The following is a 19,033-nucleotide window of genomic DNA, read 5'->3' as shown; positions in this document are numbered from 1 at the left end:
GGCTGCTTTATTTGCCATTTTGGACCGGGCAGTGCTCACATCCCTAAGTACGACATGTACCCACGGTTTGTTCTGCGCTGCTCATCTCCCAACTGACCGCAAGCCTGAACGTTTGATGGGCAGGCTCTACATTATCGATGTACCTGGATAGTTACATCATTCAATCCGCCGTACAGAGTCGATGTTATGAGTTATTTTTTTGTCACGACGCTACAGGTTTTTTTCTGCATTGCGCTGCTCTCCGGGGTTCTGTGGAGTCGCAACGATCCTCCTTCTTTACGCCCACTCGTCTGGACCTTATTCACAGGCTTGATCGTTGGCGTGCTGGCGGGACTCACACTCCGTGGCACGCAGCCGGTGCAATTGCTGCTGGTCGGCACCGAAGTGATGATCACGCTGTTGTTTGTGTTGAGCTTCTGGTGGGTATCAAACCGCATTCGCTACCTGTGGCAGGGTATCCTTGTGTTTGGCGCTGCTCGACACTGGGCGCTGGATCCTAACCTTGGCGGATTAACCAGTACCCATGTGCTAAATACCGACCTGCTGCTGAATCTGACGGCAATGCTATTGGCTTTTGCGATCCTCTGCCTGGCGGGAGTACTTTGCGCCATGCTGTTACGGCGTATTCGCGGGCTCTACTGGCCGTTAACACTGATCCTGATGGTCATGATTTGGCTGCCATTAAGCGGCAATCTACTGCTGTTGTTAATGAAGCTGCAGGTGCTACCGCTGGCAAAATCGCTATTGAGCTTCGTGGCCAAAGTGACAAACAACGCGGCGTTATATAACTGGTTGGGAGCGGCTCTATTGCTTGTTCTGGCGCTGTGCTGGGTACCGGCGCTGCTGCGTGCTATCCGCCTGACGCGTGAAACCGATGAGCCGATTGCTCATCGACTGGCACTGGCGCATCGTCGAAATGCGTTCCGTCTCTGGCTGGTGACGCTGGGATGCGCGGTGGTTGTGATCGCCGGACAACTGTGGTGGGAAAAAGTCGCATCTCAGCCGCCGCAGTTATCAGAAGCAGTTCCGGTACAACTTGCCAGCGATGGCATGGTACATCTGCCGATAGAACAACTCCGTGATGGCAAGTTGCACCGCTTTGTCTGGGTGGCAGACGACGGAAAAGCTGTACGTTTTTTCGTGATTAACCGCTATCCCGACAAATTGCGTTTGGGCGTGGTTTTTGACGCCTGTCTGCTTTGCGGCGATCAGGGCTACGTGATGGAAGGGAATCAGGTTATCTGCGTGGCCTGCGGGGTACACATTTTCATTCCTTCGATTGGTAAACCTGGCGGTTGTAACCCGGTGCCGATTGAAAACTGGCGTAATGATGAGAAAGAGCTGGTGATCCCGGGTAAAGAGCTGGCAGCGGGCGTGAATTACTTCTCGACGGTCATGACCATTAATGTGACCGATCCGGTTGATGGTTCCCGGTTGACGAATACCTCGGCTGACTACAAATACAGCTATGGTGGCAAAACCTGGTTCTTCTCGTCTGAAGCAAACTACGACCGCTTCCGTAACACTCCGGAACAGTTCGTACCTGCCGAACTGAGGGAGGAGTAACAATGCTGTGGCGAATGTTACGACAATCCTGGGGGCGCAATCTCCGGCGCAAGGGACTGGCTATTGTGACGGTATTTCTCGCATCCAGCCTGATCTCTGCACTGCTGGCGGTGTCGATTGATATTGGCGATAAAATGTCCAGAGAGCTGAAGTCTTACGGTGCCAATATTTTGATTGAACCCGCCGGGCAGGCGGCGTTGCCTGCGCTTTTCAGTGAAAACAGTAACCCACTATCGGGGCAGGATTTCCTTGATGAAGCGGAACTGCCAAACATTAAGGATATCTTCTGGCGTAACAACATTGTCGGCTTTGCCCCTATGCTCGGTGGTGAAGTCGACGTTGATGGCAAAGAGGTACGTATTCTTGGCACCTTCTTCAGCCAGCCGGTGGATATTCCAGATGAAGAAGGGTTTGAGACGGGGCAGAAAACAGTGAGCCCGTTCTGGCAGGTTACTGGCGACTGGCCTCAGGAGCCCGCAGGCGATGCCCCTCAAACTCTGGTGGGACATGCCCTGGCACGACAAACGGGCTGGAAGCCGGGCGATCAACTGGTAATACGTAACGGTAAAACAACATTGACCGTGACAGTCAGCGGAATCCTCTCCAGCGGCGGAGATGAAGATAACCAACTGGTTATGCCGTTGAGCACGGTGCAAACGCTTCTCGGTTTACCAGGCAAAGTGCAGGCCATTCGCGTCTCGGCATTGACGGTGCCGGAAAACGAGCTTTCGCGCCGGGCGCGTGAAAATCTCGACGCATTGAATGCTGAAGAGTACGACCTTTGGTACTGCACGGCCTATGTCTCGTCTATTGCGCATCAACTGGAGGAGGCTATTTCCGGGGCAGAAGTCCGTCCTGTGTGGCAGGTTGCCGCATCTGAAGGTGTCGTTATCGATAAAATTCAGTTGCTGATGGGGGTTGTAACCGTCGCAGCACTGGCAGCTTCGGCAATGGGGATTGCGTCACTGATGACCAGCACCATTATGGAACGCGCTAAAGAGATCGGCCTGATGAAGGCGCTTGGAGCACATCAGTGGCAAATCATGCTGTTGTTCTATCTTGAAGCGGCTTCCAGTGGACTGGCCGGAGGGGCATTGGGATGCGTAGCCGGATGGGGAATGGCGAAAGCGATTGGCTTGATGCTATTTGATGCGCCATTGAATTTTGCCTGGATTGTAGTGCCCTGTGTATTGGTGATTGCGGTACTAATTGCCCTGATTGGCACGTGGTTCCCGGCTCGGCGCATTGCTCGTCTGTATCCTGTGGAGGTGCTGTATGGCCGCTAAACGCACAATGCTCTGGCTACTGGTATGGCGGGCTCTGCGTCTGCGCTTTCAGCGGGTTAGCGTGGTATTTGCCGCATTGATGGTGGGGGCGACCATCGTGACCGCGCTATCTGCGGTGTGGTTCGATATCAATACCAAAATGAGTGAAGAATTGCGTACCTTTGGCGCGAATTTCTACATCGGGCCAGGCCACGGCTCCAGCATGACACAGCAAGAGTTGCAGACCATTCTGGATCAGGCACCACAAGGTCTGGTTCACGGAGCCAGCCCATGGCTATACGGTATGGCGCGCACTGAACTGGAGAAGGTGGTTATTGTCGGCGTGTGGTTTGAATCCTTGCAAAGGCTGGTGCCGTACTGGCAGGTACAGGGGAGTTGGATTGGTGTCAGCTTTGATGATCGCAATGCGATGATTGGCGTCAAACTGGCGGAACGTCTTAGTGTCCAGCCGGGCGATAGCATCACCCTGGTGGATCACAATCAACGTAAAAACCTACAGATTAAAGGCATTGTTGAAGCCGGTGATGCGACAGATAACATGCTGATTGTGAGTCTTGACGTGGCGCAGGCGTGGCTGCATCAGCCCGGTAAAATCAGCCATGGGCTGATGAGTGTCAGCAACGATGTCGGTCAGGTGGAAAACTATGCTAACCGCTTGCAGGCTCAATACCCGGATCTGGAGATCCGTCCAATACGGAAAGTCTCTGCTTCAGAAGGACAGGTACTGGATAAGATAAAAGGGTTAATGGGGCTGGTATCGGTGGTGATCCTTGCATTGTCCTCTTTGTGTGTGAACACCACTCTGATGGCCATTGTTGGTGAACGCGCCCGTGAGTTTGCTCTGCAAAAAGCGTTGGGTGCCAGCAACGGTGATATTGTCCGGCAAATTCTCCTGGAAACCTGCATTATCGCGCTGGCTGCGGTGGTTTGCGGGTGGATCTTAGGGTATCTGTTGGCCCAATTGCTGGGGCTGACCGTATTCAATGCTGCAATTTCGCTACGCTGGCCAGTGCTGCCTGTCACCCTGACGTTATCTTTACTGGTCGCCATTCTGGCGGCGATTGTTCCGGTCCGGCGCGCGGTCAGTGTCGAACCCGCAAAAGTGTTGAAAGGAGAGTAACGCCATGTCCGTTATGCAGACCCCACCAATGGCGATTGAAACCCGCCATTTATATAAACGGTTCGGTGATGTTACCGCCTTAGATGACATCAACCTGCAAATAGTGCAGGGCGAGTTTGTCGCTATTATGGGCGCGTCTGGTTCAGGTAAAACGACATTGATGAATATTCTTACCTGCCTGGACACCGCGACAGAAGGTCAGGTGTTTTTAGATGGGATTGATGCCGCAGCACTGGATGAAGAGGGGCGGCGCCGTTTTCGCGCTGAAAAAATAGGGCTGGTGTTCCAGCAGTTTCATCTGATCCCGTTTTTAACCGCGCTGGAGAATATCATGCTGGCACAGCACTACCACAGCGTGGTCGATGAAGCGGCGGCCAGAAAGGTTCTGGAACAGGTGGGGCTTGGGCATCGCGTGACGCACCTGCCGAGTCAGCTTTCCGGAGGAGAGCAGCAACGGGTGTGCATTGCCCGGGCGCTGGTCAATGAGCCGCCGGTGATTTTTGCCGATGAGCCCACGGGTAACCTCGATGAGGAGAATGAACAGCGGGTACTGGATCTGCTCACCGACCTGCATCGCCAGGGGCGCACGATTGTGATGGTGACACATAATCCGGCGCTTGGGTTGTTTGCCGATCGTATTATCCGTCTGCAACATGGCAAATATCAGGGCGAGGAGGCTAATCAACATGCGCTGGACTAACGTATTAATTCTCGCCGTTTTGGTTCTGATGAGCGGATGTAAAGAAGAGAAACTGGCGGTTGGGCAGCAAGCCCCGGCGCTGGCAACGTTTGACATGCAGGGAAGAGAATCCGGGCTTGAACACTGGCGTGGGAAGGCTGTTTATCTTAACTTTTGGTCGGCGGGGTGCGGCGGCTGTCTTGCCGAAATGGACGCGCTGGAAGCGCTGAGTAAAAAGTGGGGCGATAAGGTGGTGGTCGTGGCGGTGAATACCGATCCGGCGACGGTGATGATTGATGGCTTACTGGCGAAACATCAGGTTTCTTATCCGGTACTTCGCGATCAGCTTAAGATTTCCCAGGAGCGTTATCAGGTCATCGGTACGCCAACCTCTGTGTTGATTGATCGGGAAGGTCGCGTGCTGGAATTACACCAGGGGATGCGGAAACCGCCTGAGTTAGAGGCTACGTTTGCGCGTCTGGCAGCCCTATAAACGCGATACAGGGAGAAGCGCTAAATGGCATTTAGGTGGAATGAAGAGAGTCTGACCGTCCTGCGTGAAAACGCAGGAGTTCTCACAACGGAGCAGATTGCGCAGATGCTTTGCACCAATATTACGGTTGTGCGTAATATGGCGTATCGACTGAAAATCGGCCTGCGGGTGTCGGCTTACAATCAAAAACGCATTGAACAGGTACAAGCTCTCTATGCGTCTTCTGAACCATTAAATCTGAAAGAGATTGCTGCAAAAACCGGGCTGACGTTCAGTACGGTGCAATACATTGTGTATGTAAAATTAAAAAGTAAACCGTATACCACACGGGAATATGTCTCCTTTGAAACTGATGACGCAGTTCATTATCGGATACAAAAAGAGTTCATTGATACTGAGCGTTCCCTTTTACACAACATTCCAGATAACACGCGCTTTCATCAATTGTACCTTACCGACGGGACCTTATATTGTGTGCGTAATATCCGTCGCGAAGTGATTATTTCCGAATAACCGGATGGCATATTTCGTCGCCCGACGAAGCAAGCATTACTATTAGCGTACAAACTGGCTTATCTTCTATTGCGGGAAAGTGAAGAATGGCCAATGTATATGCGAATGACCCCTCCCTGGTAATAATGGTTGCTGCTACGTTTGTGCTGGCGGGCATGGTGAAAGGCGTAACCGGCATGGGGTTGCCCACGGTGGCTATGGGGATCCTCGGCTCGCTCATCTCTCCGGTTGCCGCTGCGGCAATGCTGCTGTTGCCTTCTCTGATAAGCAATGTGTTTCAGTTTGGCGGCGGGGGTAATACAGGCAGGTTGCTGCAACGGCTGTGGCCAATGTTGTTGATGGTCGTCATATCCACTCTGCTTGCCAGTGTCTGGATCACCGCGGGCAACACGACCCGAACTCAGTTTGCGCTTGGCGTGGCGCTGGTTGTCTATGCCGTCTGGACGCTGGCGGGAAAGAAAATCGCCGTGGATCCGCAACGTGAAAAACCGCTTTCCCTCGTCATTGGATTTGTGACCGGTTTATTGACCGGTGGCACTGGTGTCTTTGTTATGCCTGCTGTGCCATGGATCCAGTCTTTGGGGTTTGAAAAAGATGAGCTGGTGCAGGCGCTCGGGATCTCTTTTACCTTTTCGACGCTGGCTCTCGCGTTGGGTTTGTGGTGGCACAATGCATTGCCCATTCAGTCGCTGAGCTTATCGGCGTTTGCCATTATTCCTGCGCTGCTGGGCCAGTGGGTTGGAACCCGTGTGCGGCGGCTGATTTCTCCTGTGGTGTTCAAACACTGTTTTCTGTTCTGCCTGGTAGGGCTGGGTGTGGAAATGATGCTGCGCGCGGCGTGAGTCCAGCTATGACTTTATGGTGATTTCATGGCATGTTAATTCCAACGATCAGGCGGTGGGGAGAAGTAATGGCATCGGTAATGCTCAATGATGAAGAGGGCGAGCTGGAGTCGCGGATGGCGCTTACTGCGGCAGTGATGGCCGATAAATCGCGCTCGCGCATGTTGTGCGCCCTGATGGATGGCCGAGCCTGGACCGCAACCGAACTTAGCGCTGTGGCTGATGTGTCAGCTTCCACCGCCAGTGCGCACCTGGCACGTCTGTGCGAGCAGCGATTCGTTGTTGCGCTCGCTCAGGGCCGGCATCGTTATTTTCGCCTCGCAGGAACGGAGATCGCCGAACTGCTGGAACGTTTGATGGGGGTGGCATGGGCAACATCAACGCCACGAAAAATTACCACGCCGCTGAGTTTGCGGCATGCCCGAACCTGTTATGACCATCTGGCCGGTGAAGTTGCGGTAATGCTTTTTGATACGCTGGTTGCCCGGCAATGGCTAACGTCTGATGGCGAAACGCTGACCAAACTTGGGCAGGAAATGCTGACGGAGATGGGGATTGTCCTGGCTGCGGGTTCATCCCGGCGAAAATTCAGCTGCGGCTGTCTGGACTGGAGTGAGCGACGCTACCATCCAGGCGGTGTGCTCGGCGCAACGCTTCTGCGTTGGTTTTCCGAACAGAAGTGGATTAAAACGCAGTCGGGCAGTCGCCATGTCACGTTCACTCCGCTTGGGATCCGCAAACTCCAGACGGAATTTGGCATCAAAGTTGTGCGGTAGATCTCCTGTTTTGCGAAAGCGTTCCCGGAAAAATGACATATTTCTGTCACACTCTTGAGGAATTGATAACAACAAGAGGTCGTAGGGATGAAAAAGTCGTTAATTGCCGCCGCCGTGGCAGGTGTTGTCTTATTGTCATCCGCCGCACAGGCGCAGACAACGCCGGAAGGCTATCAGCTTCAGCAAGTATTGATGATGAGTCGACATAACTTACGTGCACCTTTAGCCAATAATGGCAGCGTTCTTGAGCAGTCTACGCCAAAGCAATGGCCACAATGGGAGGTTCCGGGTGGCCAACTCACCACTAAAGGCGGCGTGCTGGAAATCTACATGGGTCATTACATGCGTGAATGGCTGGCAGAGCAGGGGATGGTGAAATCCGGTGAATGTCCGGCCCCTGATACGGTGTATACCTATGCTAACAGCTTGCAGCGTACGGTCGCGACCGCACAATTCTTCGTGACCGGTGCTTTCCCTGGGTGTGATGTTCCGGTGCATCATCAGGAAAAAATGGGCACCATGGACCCAACCTTCAATCCGGTTATCACTGATGATTCCGCCGCTTTTAGTCAGCAGGCCGTTCAGGCTATGGAAAAAGAGCGCAGCAAAATGCAGCTTAATGACAGCTACAAGTTGCTTGAGCAAATGACAAACTATAAGGACTCACCGTCCTGTAAAGAAAAACAGCAATGCTCCCTGATCGACGCCAAAGACACGTTCAGCGCGAAGTATCAACAGGAGCCCGGTGTTTCAGGACCGTTGAAGGTGGGTAATTCGCTGGTGGATGCGTTCACTTTGCAATATTACGAAGGCTTCCCGATGGACGATGTGGCCTGGGGTGAGATTAAATCCGACCAACAGTGGAAGGTGCTGTCGAAACTGAAAAACGGCTATCAGGACAGTCTGTTCACCTCGCCGGAGGTTGCACAGAACGTCGCTAAACCGCTGGTGAAATATATCGACAATGCGCTGGTGACTGAACGGACGAAAGCGCCGAAAATTACCGTGCTGGTGGGGCATGATTCAAACATTGCCTCGCTGCTAACGGCGCTGGATTTCAAACCCTACCAGTTACACGACCAGAACGAACGTACGCCGATCGGCGGGAAAATCGTCTTTCAACGCTGGCACGACAGCAATGCTAACCGTGACCTGATGAAAATTGAGTATGTGTATCAGAGTTCGCAACAGTTGCGTAATGCGGAAGTTCTGACGCTAAAATCCCCGGCACAGCGCGTGACGCTGGAACTGAAAGGTTGTCCGGTTGATACCAATGGATTTTGCCCCATCGATAAATTCGATAGCGTGCTGAATGAGGCGGCTAAGTAAAGAAAACTCCCCCGTGGAAGCGGGGGAGTCAGAGCGCTAGACGTTTTTACGTTCGATAGTCTGTTCACCCCAAAAGAGTGAATCTTTGTCAGTTTTCTCAAAGGCTTTGATTAGCACTTCGTCGCTACCTTCTTCCCAAATTTTTTCCGCCAGTTTCTCGTCATAGTGGGCGACTTCAAAAATGGCTTCGGCTATTTCCGGCGATGTATTGCGCAGACTTGCCCATTCGCCGACGCGATGGGCTTTCGCTTCTTGAGTTGGCATTCGAATCCTCCTGTTGAAGATTAGCCGTTGAGTTTTACTGCCAGGCCTGCGACATATTCCCCCTGGTAACGGGCAATAGATAATTCTTCCTGGCTTGGCTGCCGTGAGCCATCCGCTCCGGCAATCGTGGTGGCACCGTACGGAGTTCCGCCGCGTACTTGTGAGACATCAAACAGTTCTTGCGCGGCGTATCCAATAGGAACAATCACCATTCCGTGGTGGGCAAGCGTAGTCCAGGTCGATGTAATGGTTTGTTCCTGACCGCCGCCGGTTCCTGTCGAGCTGAATACGCTGGCAAGTTTGCCGTAAAGCCCGCCAGAAGCCCACAGTCCACCGGTCTGATCCAGGAAGGTACGCATCTGACCGGACATGTTGCCAAAGCGTGTGGGGGTACCGAAAATGATGGCGTCGTAATCAGCCAGTTCCTGCGGGGTTGCGACTGGTGCGTTTTGTGTTTTACCGCCCGCCTTAGCGAAGATTTCCGGCTGCATAGTTTCTGGCACACGCTTAATAATAACTTCTGCGCCATCCACTTTGTTTGCGCCTTCTGCGACTGCATGGGCCATGGTTTCAATGTGTCCATACATGGAATAATAGAGCACCAGAACTTTTGCCATTTTACACTACTCCTCGATTTAACCGTGTCCGTAGCGATTCGCTACCTACCTTTAAAGATATGACGTACTGCCAGGAGTGCAAATTTCACAATCATTTCTTTGATTTATAACAATTTTTATAACACGGGTTTTTGTTGCAAAATGATACATTTTTAAGCTGGTGGATTTTAGCTGTCATAAGAAAGACTTATTGATTTCGCTCTGTGATTATCTTCGTATTACTACAGATCCTGTTGCAGAATATTACCGTTAGCAGGTCGTCTGGTCAGGCTTCACTATGCTTAATCCCACGCAGTGATAATCAGGGCAATGCCCAAACGCTGCGTGAGGTATCACTCCTCAGCACCTATGCAATATGATGTCTAATCAATGACGGAGGTCAGTAATGGCAAACCATCGAGGCGGTTCCGGTAATTTTGCGGAAGACCGCGAAAGAGCATCAGAAGCAGGTCGAAAAGGTGGCCAGCACAGCGGGGGCAACTTCAAGAATGACCCGCAACGCGCTTCAGAGGCAGGCAAAAAAGGGGGCAAAAATAGCCACGGCAACACGAAACCGTAATTGCCGTGCTGTCTGTTAGATATATCGTGACGGCTGAGCTTTCATTGCCAGACGTTACATCGCCACCGCCGCCGGTTCTTCCGGCGGTTTTTTTGTATGCAAGGTTGAACTGTAACAAAACACAACGCAGACTAATGACATTCGGTTAATTGGGTGTCTCATGTCATTACTTTCTCGTTATTCCTTCTCCGTTAAACCCCAGGAAGCGATCCTCATTGTGATCACCATGTTCTGGGGTGGAACGTTTTTGGCGGTGCAGTATGCCGTCACGATGAGTGGTCCCTTCTTCTTTGTTGGCGTGCGCTTTGCTACAGCGGCGCTTGCGGTGGCACTACTGTCGTTACGCACATTACGTGGGTTGACATGGCTGGAAGTAAAAGCGGGTGTGGCGATCGGTGTATCCATTGCGCTGGGTTACAGCCTGCAAACCTGGGGGCTACAGTATATTCCCAGCAGTAAGTCTGCATTTATTACCGCCATGTATGTACCACTGGTGCCGCTTTTACAGTGGCTGTGCCTGGGCCGTATGCCGGGACTGATGCCGTGCGTCGGGATTGTACTGGCATTTATTGGGCTGATATTCCTTGCCGGACCTGGCGGTAATTTACTCGCTCTCGGTGAAGGGGAGTGGATCACGCTCGCCAGCGCGGTGGCGATAGCCGCAGAAATTATTCTGATCAGCGCATGGGCTGGGAAAGTGGATGTGCGGCGAGTCACGGTGGTGCAACTGGCAACCGCTTCAGTGGTGGCGTTTATTGCTATGGTTCCGGCGGGAGAGTCCGTACCGCCAGCGTCGACAGGGTTACTGGTCGTTGCTCTGGGGCTGGGTATTTTTAGCGCGATTATTCAGGTAACGATGAACTGGGCACAGCGCAGCGTATCTCCGACACGCGCCACGGTTATCTATACCGGAGAACCTGTGTGGGCGGGGATCTTTGGTCGCCTTGCCGGTGAACGCTTACCGCTACTGGCTTTGTTAGGCGCTGCTTTTATTATTGTTGGCGTCCTGGTAAGTGAACTGAAGTTCAATAAGAAAAAAGCCATACCGCAAGACGCGCCGCCGGAGTCGCTTTAATGTAACCATTCACCGCGTGATTTGTTATGCTGACGCCCTCAAAACAAGGAGAGGGCGCATGGCTCAACGCGCAGAGAAAAAAACAGGTAAACGCTCGCAGGCCGTCAGTGCTAAACGTCAGGCCATTTTAACCGCTGCATTAAATATCTTCTCCCAGTACGGGATCCATGGCACGCGTCTGGAGCAGGTGGCAGAGCAGGCGGGCGTGTCAAAAACCAATTTGCTCTATTACTACCCGTCTAAAGAGGTGCTGTATATTGCCGTTCTGCGGCAGATCCTCGACATCTGGCTGGCACCGTTGAAGGCTTTTCGTGAAGACTTTGCGCCGCTGGTGGCAATTAAAGAGTATATCCGTCTCAAACTGGAAGTTTCCCGCGATTATCCTCAGGCTTCCCGACTGTTTTGTATGGAGATGCTGGCGGGAGCGCCGCTGCTGATGACTGAGTTGACGGGCGATCTTAAAACGCTGATTGATGAGAAATCCGCACTGATTGCCGGATGGGTAAAGAGTGGGAAGCTGGCTCCGGTCGATCCGCATCATCTGATCTTTATGATTTGGGCTTCAACACAGCATTACGCTGATTTTGCCCCACAGGTAGAGGCAGTGACCGGCGCAACGCTGCGTGATGACGCTTTTTTTAACCAAACGGTTGAAAGTGTACAGCGGATGATAATCGAGGGGATCCGCGTGCGTTAACCGGCGGGCGGTAACGGGCAGCTTAAATCACCTTCTTCACACTGCAGGAGCGAGGCGAGAAATGCTTCGCGTTCGTTGGTTTTATCCATCAGACACTGGCTGGAAATCATCGACTGTACGCTGCCGCCTTCCGCACCGGAACTGATTAACGCGCAGTCAGCATCCCGCAGAGTTATCCACGCCACTTGCGCTTTTTTTAGCAGATCACGCTGAGCAGGCGCGGCGCGCTTAAGTGCATTCTGATAAGTATCATTTAGTTTTGCGTCAGCCGCTTTGAACTGCTCGGCAGCACAGGTATTCATTTCAATTTGGTTATTGGCGTTGGCACAGTCATCAGCCAGTGCCTGGCTGCTGAGCAACAGTGCCGCACATGTCAGTATTATTCGTTTCATGCTTCCCTCTGGCTGCATAAATAAGGTTCCGTTACCAGTAATGCTTGTTTGTTAAGTATTAGAAGAACATTTTACTCTGGAACAGGGTTCCGTTCACTTTATGTTCATGACTTTTCTGAGGCCTCTGCCCCTGTGAACGTGCAAGGGAGGCTCACCGCCGCCTCCCTTGCAACCCTGGCTCCCGGCAAGGAAAATCGTCGCTGCGCGATTTATTCGTCTTATTCCGTCTGCCTGTCGGGTCGGTGCCGAGCCTGCATCCCTGCAGGCCGTCCCCTCAGCCCGCTTCCCTGCGGGCTGCCCCGGTCAGCCGTCAACGCCTCATCGATTTTCAGCCGGACTAAGGGGGCCGCTTCAGCGCTCTGGCTTTCAGGTATTTCCTTTTTGCTGTTTAAACAAAAAATGCAGGAGGTCAGGTGTGGACTGGTCCGGCTGAAAATTGCCGACGCGTTTCCGAAAGGCCGGGAGAGCCAGCATGGATGCTGGCTCAGGGCGCGTTTTGCAGGGACGCTACCTCGCGCCCGGCCCGGTAGCCTGGAGGAATTAGCGGAGGGGATTGCGAAGCAACAATTTTCCTGCCGGGAGCCGGGATTGTAAAGGGCGTGGCGGAGAACGCCCTTTACACGTTCACAGGCATAACGGCTTCAGAGTGGTGAAGCATTCAAGGTGAACGTAACAAGGCGCCAGAGGCAATATATTCATTGTCATCTGGCGACGCTTTACTGACAGATCTGAAGCGTATACCCCATAACCACCGCCTTAGCCGATTGTCATCAGACTGGCATTACCCCCGGCGGCGGCGGTATTGACGCTCAGCGAGCGTTCAATATACAGCCTCTCCAGCAGAATGTTGCTTTCGCCACGGGCAAACCCTTGTACCGAGACAATCGCCCCTTCCCGCGCGGCGACTGCTTCACACAGCGCACGCAACTGGTCGGAATCGCCGTGGAAGATAACCGCATCGAACGGTTGCGCGGTAAGGTTATCGGTTTTGGCAAACTGAATGCGCCCGGAAACAGCCGCAGGCAGACGCTTTGCCAGCTCACGGTGGAAAGCATCGTCTGGCCACAGGATCAAACTGCCAACAGATGTCACGGCGGCAACCTGCACCAGCGCATCCTGCTCGTCATCCGCAATACACAGTACGCGTTCACGTGGCAGCAGCGTCCAGGTGTTGCGCTCCCCGGTAGGACCCGGCAGCAGACGCTGAGTCCCGGCCTGCGCCAGTTCGGAAAATTGCTGACAGAGCGCATGCAGTGATGGGCGGTCGGCTGCCCACCCGGTGAGCGCATCAAGAGGCTGAATAAGCGCCGCTTTGAGCTGAGCATCAACAGGATAATCTGCATCCTGGCGGGCAAGCGTTACGCCCAGCGCATTTTCTGGGCGGTTTGCCAGCAGGCGATACAGATAGAGCGGGCCACCTGCTTTTGGGCCGGTTCCTGATAAACCTTCACCACCAAATGGCTGTACGCCGACTACTGCGCCAACCATATTGCGGTTGACGTAGAGGTTACCTACATGCGCCGTACCGGTGACCTGGGCGATGGTTTCATCAATACGGGTATGCACGCCCAGCGTCAGACCGTAGCCGGAGGCATTAATCTGCTCAATCAGGCTGCCCAGATTGTTACGGGTGTAGCGCACGACGTGCAGTACCGGACCGAACACCTCTTTTTGCAACTCGTCGAAGCTTTCCAGTTCGATAAGCGTGGGGGCAACAAAGGTTCCGGTTTGCCATTCACGCGCATCATCACTGTTTTCACGCACGGCCTGGAATACCGGGCGACCTTTGGCGCGCATCGCCTGAATATGGCGCTCAATATTCGCTTTGGCTTCAGCATCGATAACCGGCCCAATATCGGTCGTCAGGCGACCCGGATTGCCCATCCGGCATTCCGCCATTGCGCCGCGCAGCATTTTCAACGTGTGATCGGCGATATCATCCTGCAGACACAGTACCCGTAGCGCCGAGCAACGCTGTCCTGCGCTGTCAAAGGCGGAGGCCACCACATCCACAACAACCTGTTCTGTCAGCGCAGAGGAGTCCACGATCATCGCGTTCATTCCACCGGTTTCAGCGATAAGTGGGAGCGGGCGACCCTGAGCATCAAGACGGGTGGCGATATTGCGTTGTAACAACGCGGCGACTTCCGTGGAGCCAGTGAACATCACGCCGCGTACGCGTTCATCGGATGTGAGTTGCGCCCCGACGGTTTCACCCTGACCAGGCAACAACTGCACCACGCCCGGCGGCACACCGGCCTCCAGTAAGATGGCGATGCCCTGGGCGGCAATCAGCGGGGTTTGTTCCGCAGGTTTTGCCAACACGCTGTTACCTGCCGCCAATGCGGCAGCAATCTGTCCGGTGAAAATTGCCAGCGGGAAGTTCCATGGGCTGATGCAGACGACCGGGCCTAACGGACGATGCGTTTCGTTGTCAAAATCATCACGAACCTGACCTGCGTAATAGTGCAGGAAGTCTACGGCTTCGCGCACCTCAGCAATGGCGTTGCTAAAGGTTTTACCCGCTTCACGCACCAGAATACCAATCAGTTGTTGCATCTGGCCTTCCATCAGAATGGCGGCACGCTGCAGAATAGCGGCACGTTCCTGTGGCGGTGTTGCGAACCAGATCGGGGCATTATTTACCGCGCTCTGTAACGCCAGCTCCACTTCAGCATGGGTGGCTTCGCGTACATAACCCACAATATCTTTGGGCTCTGCCGGGTTAATGACGGGGATCATTTCTCCGTCTGCTACTGAATGCTCCAGTATTGGTTTGGCATGCCATTTTTGCAGGGCACTATTGAGCAGAGCAGAGGACAGCGAGGCCAGACGATGTTCGTTCGCAAGATCCAGCCCGGCTGAGTTATCGCGCCCCTTGCCGTACAGGTCGCGTGGTAGCGCAATCTTCGGATGTGGCAGACCCGCCTGGCCTTCCTGTTGTGCCATTTTTTCAACGGCTTCGACCGGATCGGCAACCAGTTCATCCAGTGGCAAGGTGGTGTCTGCAATACGGTTAACGAACGAGGTGTTAGCCCCGTTCTCCAGCAGACGACGCACCAGGTACGCCAGCAGCGTTTCATGGGTCCCCACCGGTGCATAAATACGACATGGGCGGTTTAGTTTGCCGTCCGCCACTTTGCCTGTGACCTGTTCGTACAACGGCTCACCCATACCATGCAAGCACTGGAATTCGTACTGTCCAGGGTAGTAGTTCTGACCCGCCAGCTGATAAATCGCTGCCAGCGTATGCGCGTTATGGGTCGCGAACTGAGGGTAGATCAGGTTCGGTACGGCGAGCAGTTTTTTCGCACAGGCCAGATAGGAAACGTCGGTGTAAACCTTGCGGGTATAGACCGGATAACCTTCCAGTCCGTCCATCTGGGCGCGCTTGATTTCGCTGTCCCAGTACGCACCTTTAACCAGACGGATCATCAGGCGACGGCGGCTGCGTGTTGCCAGATCAATCAGGTAGTCGATAACAAACGGACAGCGCTTCTGATAGGCCTGGATAACAAAACCTATACCGTTCCAGCCTGCCAGTTCAGGTTCAAAGCAGAGTTTTTCCAGCAGGTCGAGGGAGATTTCCAGACGATCCGCTTCTTCAGCATCAATATTGATGCCGATGTCGTACTGGCGCGCCAGCAGGGTTAGCGACTTCAGGCGCGGATACAGCTCATCCATCACGCGATCGTACTGTGCGCGGCTATAGCGCGGGTGCAGCGCTGACAGCTTGATCGAAATTCCCGGACCTTCATAAATCCCACGACCGTTAGAGGCTTTACCAATGGCGTGGATCGCCTGCTGATAAGAGACCATATAGGCCTGCGCATCGGCGGCGGTCAGCGCGGCTTCTCCCAGCATGTCATAGGAGTAGCGGAAGCCTTTATCTTCCAGCTTGCGCGCATTCGCCAGCGCTTCTGCGATGGTTTCCCCGGTGACAAACTGCTCGCCCATTAAGCGCATCGCCATATCGACGCCTTTACGCACCAATGGTTCGCCGCTCTTGCCGATGATGCGGTTTAGCGAGCGTGAGAGGCTGGCTTCGTTATGCGTGGAGACCAGGCGCCCGGTAAACAGCAGCCCCCAGGTTGCGGCGTTCACGAACAGGGACGGGCTGCGGCCAATGTGCGACTGCCAGTTGCCGTTGCTGATTTTGTCGCGAATTAACGCATCACGAGTGGCTTTGTCAGGAATACGCAGCAGCGCTTCCGCCAGGCACATCAACGCAACGCCCTCCTGTGAAGAGAGAGAGAACTCCTGCAATAATCCCTGTACCATGCCGGCACGGCCGCTGGCGGTTTTCTGGTTACGCAGTTTGTCAGCGAGTTGATACGCCAGCTTATGAGCCTGTTCCGCGATCGGCTGCGGCAGACGAGCCTGCTCCATCAGCATCGGTACTGCGTCAGTTTCAGCGCGGCGATACGCGGCGGTGATGGCCGCACGTGAGACAGACTGAGGCAGGATCTGTTCGGCAAACTCCAGGAAAGGCTGGTGTGTTTCATTCTGATGCGCGGTGGTTTCCTCGCTCTCGTTCGCTGCACCAGCCAGCAGGGCAGGTAGCTCAGGAAGGGCATCGTCATTTTCCAGTCTTTCGAGATAATTAAAGATGGCTTGCTTAATCAGCCAGTGCGGTGTGCGATCGATTCGTGATGCTGCTGTTTTAATACGCTCGCGTGTGGCGTCGTCCAGCTTAACCCCCATCGTGGTGGTTCCCATGCCGTTTACTCCTGTTGTACTGAAATACGGGTCTGATAGTTACCGAGAAATATCTACCATGTTGCAACTTTGTGCAACCGTGTTAAATGTGACCTGGTTTGCAAGCTTGAAAATGAATGAAATGTTAATAAATATTGTTCTTATGATGAGCGTTGTAAAAATAACGAAATCTTTTTCTCTGCGGTAGTTAACACTTTTTAAAGGTGCAACCGAAAAAAATGTGAGGGAGTGCAACCTCCAGAAAAATGCTATCCAATCTGGATCAAATTTGATGTAAATGATGTGTTAAATCGATTGTGAATGACCATCGCTTCCGGCAGGATACGGTCGCCCTGGTAAACATAGATATCTTCGCCACGTTCCGGCAGGGTAATAAAACGGCAAGTCACGACATTGCCGATACATAATTTTGGAGAGTTTTGATGGCTATTAGCACACCGATGTTAGTGACATTCTGTGTCTATATTTTTGGCATGATATTGATAGGGTTTATTGCATGGCGTTCGACCAAAAACTTTGATGACTATATTCTCGGTGGGCGCAGTCTGGGGCCATTTGTAACCGCGTTATCCGCCGGGGCATCTGATATGAGCGGCTGGCTGCTGATGGGGCTGCCAGGCGCGATTTTCCTGTCGGGTATTTCAGAAAGCTGGATTGCTATCGGCCTGACATTAGGCGCGTGGATCAACTGGAAGCTGGTGGCGGGTCGCCTACGTGTTCACACTGAATACAATAACAACGCCCTGACGCTACCGGATTACTTTACCGGTCGTTTCGAAGATAAAAGCCGTATTCTGCGTATTATCTCCGCGCTGGTTATTCTGCTGTTTTTCACCATCTATTGTGCTTCAGGTATTGTGGCAGGGGCGCGTCTGTTCGAGAGCACCTTTGGCATGAGCTATGAAACTGCTCTGTGGGCCGGTGCGGCAGCGACAATCATTTATACCTTTATTGGTGGTTTCCTCGCGGTAAGCTGGACCGATACCGTGCAGGCCAGCCTGATGATCTTTGCTCTGATCCTGACGCCGGTGATGGTCATTATTGGCGTGGGCGGATTTGAAGACTCGCTGGAAGTGATCAAACAAAAGAGCATTGAGAACGTGGATATGCTCAAAGGACTGAACTTTGTTGCCATCATTTCCCTGATGGGCTGGGGTCTGGGCTACTTCGGCCAGCCGCACATTCTGGCGCGCTTTATGGCAGCCGATTCCCACCATAGTATTGTTCACGCACGCCGCATCAGTATGACCTGGATGATCTTGTGTCTGGCGGGCGCGGTCGCAGTTGGTTTCTTTGGTATCGCTTACTTCAATAACAACCCGTCTCTGGCGGGGGCGGTCAATCAGAACGCCGAGCGTGTGTTTATTGAACTGGCGCAAATCCTGTTTAACCCATGGATTGCCGGTATTCTGCTGTCTGCCATCCTTGCGGCAGTGATGTCGACGCTGAGCTGCCAGCTGTTGGTGTGTTCCAGCGCTATTACTGAAGATTTATACAAAGCGTTCCTGCGTAAAAATGCCAGCCAGAAAGAACTGGTGTGGATTGGGCGCATCATGGTGCTGGTTGTCGCGCTAATCTCTATTGCGCTGGCGGCAAACCCGGAAAACCGCGTACTTGGTCTGGTGAGCTACGCCTGGGCTGGTTTTGGTGCGGCGTTTGGCCCGGTCGTGTTGTTCTCCGTCATGTGGTCGCGTATGACCCGTAACGGCGCGTTGGCAGGGATGATCATCGGTGCGGTGACGGTTATCGTCTGGAAGCAGTTCGCGTGGTTGGGTCTGTATGAAATCATCCCTGGCTTCATTTTCGGCAGCATTGGGATCGTCGTCTTCAGCCTGTTGGGTAAAGCGCCATCTGCGGCAATGCAGAAACGTTTTGCCGAGGCGGATGCCCACTATCACTCAGCGCCGCCGTCACGTTTACAGGTAGAATAACCTGCCCAACATCTCTAAAGCTCGCTGCGTGCGTAACACCGTTCACTTAAGATGCTTTGAGTGAACGGGATACTGGGTGTTGACGTATGACGTACGCCACGCAGTAGAAGTGTAAGTAAGCAAAAAACTAGCGGACAGCCTGATCATTTCTTACAGCCAGGGGCTTCCGCTCACT

Annotated in this window: 17 protein-coding genes; 13 read left to right on the top strand and 4 right to left on the bottom strand. The window is 53.3% G+C overall.

All coding sequences use genetic code 11. The features are described from left to right. Positions 1–186 precede the first annotated feature (186 nt). The 9 genes from OGX98_RS10590 to agp all read left to right on the top strand — a co-directional run bounded on the left by OGX98_RS10590 (position 187) and on the right by agp (position 8,604). Complete coding sequence (locus OGX98_RS10590; protein ID WP_048221686.1) at positions 187–1,566, top strand: Fe-S-containing protein; 1,380 nt, start codon at positions 187–189, stop codon at positions 1,564–1,566. Between the two features lie 2 nt (positions 1,567–1,568). Continuing rightward, on the top strand, positions 1,569–2,852 hold the full coding sequence (locus tag OGX98_RS10585) for an ABC transporter permease (RefSeq protein ID WP_200011931.1): 1,284 nt from the start codon (positions 1,569–1,571) through the stop codon (positions 2,850–2,852). After that, on the top strand, positions 2,842–3,972 hold the full coding sequence (locus OGX98_RS10580) for an ABC transporter permease (RefSeq protein WP_045441495.1): 1,131 nt from the start codon (positions 2,842–2,844) through the stop codon (positions 3,970–3,972). Before OGX98_RS10585 ends, OGX98_RS10580 begins: the two co-directional genes overlap by 11 nt. 4 nt (positions 3,973–3,976) lie before the next feature. Further along, a complete protein-coding gene (locus OGX98_RS10575) occupies positions 3,977–4,672 on the top strand; it encodes an ABC transporter ATP-binding protein (protein ID WP_045441496.1) in 696 nt (231 codons plus the stop codon). Next, on the top strand, positions 4,659–5,144 hold the full coding sequence (locus tag OGX98_RS10570) for a TlpA family protein disulfide reductase (protein WP_048221684.1): 486 nt from the start codon (positions 4,659–4,661) through the stop codon (positions 5,142–5,144). The genes OGX98_RS10575 and OGX98_RS10570 overlap by 14 nt, the downstream gene beginning before the upstream one ends. Before the next feature lie 24 nt (positions 5,145–5,168). Continuing rightward, positions 5,169–5,657: a hypothetical protein gene (locus OGX98_RS10565; protein WP_045441500.1), complete on the top strand. Its 489-nt coding sequence runs from the start codon at positions 5,169–5,171 to the stop codon at positions 5,655–5,657. 86 nt (positions 5,658–5,743) lie between these two features. After that, positions 5,744–6,499: a sulfite exporter TauE/SafE family protein gene (locus OGX98_RS10560; protein WP_286595249.1), complete on the top strand. Its 756-nt coding sequence runs from the start codon at positions 5,744–5,746 to the stop codon at positions 6,497–6,499. Between the two features lie 68 nt (positions 6,500–6,567). After that, on the top strand, positions 6,568–7,275 hold the full coding sequence (locus OGX98_RS10555) for an ArsR/SmtB family transcription factor (RefSeq protein ID WP_284096470.1): 708 nt from the start codon (positions 6,568–6,570) through the stop codon (positions 7,273–7,275). A gap of 87 nt (positions 7,276–7,362) precedes the next feature. Further along, positions 7,363–8,604, top strand: a complete 1,242-nt coding sequence (gene agp, locus OGX98_RS10550) for a bifunctional glucose-1-phosphatase/inositol phosphatase (RefSeq protein ID WP_045441506.1) — start codon at positions 7,363–7,365, stop codon at positions 8,602–8,604. Between the two features lie 36 nt (positions 8,605–8,640). Here the strand turns inward: agp and OGX98_RS10545 are convergent, their stop codons facing one another. Continuing rightward, positions 8,641–8,868 (bottom strand): YccJ family protein, encoded by a 228-nt coding sequence (locus OGX98_RS10545; protein WP_003036015.1) that lies wholly within the window; start codon positions 8,866–8,868, stop codon positions 8,641–8,643. Positions 8,869–8,888: 20 nt separating this feature from the next. Further along, entirely contained in the window at positions 8,889–9,485 is a 597-nt protein-coding gene (wrbA, locus tag OGX98_RS10540) for an NAD(P)H:quinone oxidoreductase (RefSeq protein ID WP_045441508.1), read from the bottom strand. 385 nt (positions 9,486–9,870) lie between these two features. Between wrbA and OGX98_RS10535 the strand changes: the two genes are divergently transcribed. The 3 genes from OGX98_RS10535 (at position 9,871) to rutR (ending at position 11,816) form a co-directional block, all read left to right on the top strand. Continuing rightward, entirely contained in the window at positions 9,871–10,044 is a 174-nt protein-coding gene (locus OGX98_RS10535; protein ID WP_045441510.1) for a con-10 family general stress protein, read from the top strand. Positions 10,045–10,204: 160 nt separating this feature from the next. Continuing rightward, complete coding sequence (locus OGX98_RS10530) at positions 10,205–11,119, top strand: DMT family transporter (RefSeq protein WP_045441512.1); 915 nt, start codon at positions 10,205–10,207, stop codon at positions 11,117–11,119. Positions 11,120–11,177: 58 nt separating this feature from the next. After that, positions 11,178–11,816 carry an HTH-type transcriptional regulator RutR gene (rutR, locus tag OGX98_RS10525; RefSeq protein WP_045441513.1) on the top strand — a complete coding sequence of 213 codons (639 nt, stop codon included), beginning with the start codon at positions 11,178–11,180 and terminating at the stop codon, positions 11,814–11,816. Here rutR and OGX98_RS10520 read toward each other — a convergent pair. After that, positions 11,813–12,208 (bottom strand): lysozyme inhibitor LprI family protein, encoded by a 396-nt coding sequence (locus tag OGX98_RS10520; protein WP_045449555.1) that lies wholly within the window; start codon positions 12,206–12,208, stop codon positions 11,813–11,815. The two genes, rutR and OGX98_RS10520, sit on opposite strands and share 4 nt — an antisense overlap. 756 nt (positions 12,209–12,964) lie before the next feature. Further along, complete coding sequence (gene putA / locus OGX98_RS10515) at positions 12,965–16,927, bottom strand: trifunctional transcriptional regulator/proline dehydrogenase/L-glutamate gamma-semialdehyde dehydrogenase (RefSeq protein WP_286595248.1); 3,963 nt, start codon at positions 16,925–16,927, stop codon at positions 12,965–12,967. 422 nt (positions 16,928–17,349) lie between these two features. On the opposite strand from putA, the gene putP reads away from it, so the two are divergent. Then, on the top strand, positions 17,350–18,858 hold the full coding sequence (putP, locus tag OGX98_RS10510) for a sodium/proline symporter PutP (RefSeq protein ID WP_045441517.1): 1,509 nt from the start codon (positions 17,350–17,352) through the stop codon (positions 18,856–18,858). Positions 18,859–19,033 lie beyond the last annotated feature (175 nt).

Origin of the sequence: Citrobacter sp. Cm046 (assembly GCF_030333065.1) — a bacterium.
Classification (GTDB): domain Bacteria; phylum Pseudomonadota; class Gammaproteobacteria; order Enterobacterales; family Enterobacteriaceae; genus Citrobacter; species Citrobacter murliniae.
This window is presented reverse-complemented; position numbering and strand designations above follow the sequence as displayed.

Excerpts from the sequence above, each read along its gene's own strand:
- OGX98_RS10555 (WP_284096470.1), top strand. The coding sequence starts at position 6,568 with ATGGCATCGGTAATGCTCAATGATGAAGAGGGCGAGCTGGAGTCGCGG.
- OGX98_RS10530 (WP_045441512.1), top strand. The coding sequence starts at position 10,205 with ATGTCATTACTTTCTCGTTATTCCTTCTCCGTTAAACCCCAGGAAGCG.
- putP (WP_045441517.1), top strand. The coding sequence starts at position 17,350 with ATGGCTATTAGCACACCGATGTTAGTGACATTCTGTGTCTATATTTTT.
- putA (WP_286595248.1), bottom strand. The coding sequence starts at position 16,927 with ATGGGAACCACCACGATGGGGGTTAAGCTGGACGACGCCACACGCGAG.
- OGX98_RS10545 (WP_003036015.1), bottom strand. The coding sequence starts at position 8,868 with ATGCCAACTCAAGAAGCGAAAGCCCATCGCGTCGGCGAATGGGCAAGT.
- OGX98_RS10565 (WP_045441500.1), top strand. The coding sequence starts at position 5,169 with ATGGCATTTAGGTGGAATGAAGAGAGTCTGACCGTCCTGCGTGAAAAC.
- OGX98_RS10520 (WP_045449555.1), bottom strand. The coding sequence starts at position 12,208 with ATGAAACGAATAATACTGACATGTGCGGCACTGTTGCTCAGCAGCCAG.
- OGX98_RS10535 (WP_045441510.1), top strand. The coding sequence starts at position 9,871 with ATGGCAAACCATCGAGGCGGTTCCGGTAATTTTGCGGAAGACCGCGAA.
- OGX98_RS10590 (WP_048221686.1), top strand. The coding sequence starts at position 187 with ATGAGTTATTTTTTTGTCACGACGCTACAGGTTTTTTTCTGCATTGCG.
- wrbA (WP_045441508.1), bottom strand. The coding sequence starts at position 9,485 with ATGGCAAAAGTTCTGGTGCTCTATTATTCCATGTATGGACACATTGAA.
- OGX98_RS10575 (WP_045441496.1), top strand. The coding sequence starts at position 3,977 with ATGTCCGTTATGCAGACCCCACCAATGGCGATTGAAACCCGCCATTTA.
- OGX98_RS10570 (WP_048221684.1), top strand. The coding sequence starts at position 4,659 with ATGCGCTGGACTAACGTATTAATTCTCGCCGTTTTGGTTCTGATGAGC.
- OGX98_RS10585 (WP_200011931.1), top strand. The coding sequence starts at position 1,569 with ATGCTGTGGCGAATGTTACGACAATCCTGGGGGCGCAATCTCCGGCGC.
- agp (WP_045441506.1), top strand. The coding sequence starts at position 7,363 with ATGAAAAAGTCGTTAATTGCCGCCGCCGTGGCAGGTGTTGTCTTATTG.
- OGX98_RS10560 (WP_286595249.1), top strand. The coding sequence starts at position 5,744 with ATGGCCAATGTATATGCGAATGACCCCTCCCTGGTAATAATGGTTGCT.
- OGX98_RS10580 (WP_045441495.1), top strand. The coding sequence starts at position 2,842 with ATGGCCGCTAAACGCACAATGCTCTGGCTACTGGTATGGCGGGCTCTG.
- rutR (WP_045441513.1), top strand. The coding sequence starts at position 11,178 with ATGGCTCAACGCGCAGAGAAAAAAACAGGTAAACGCTCGCAGGCCGTC.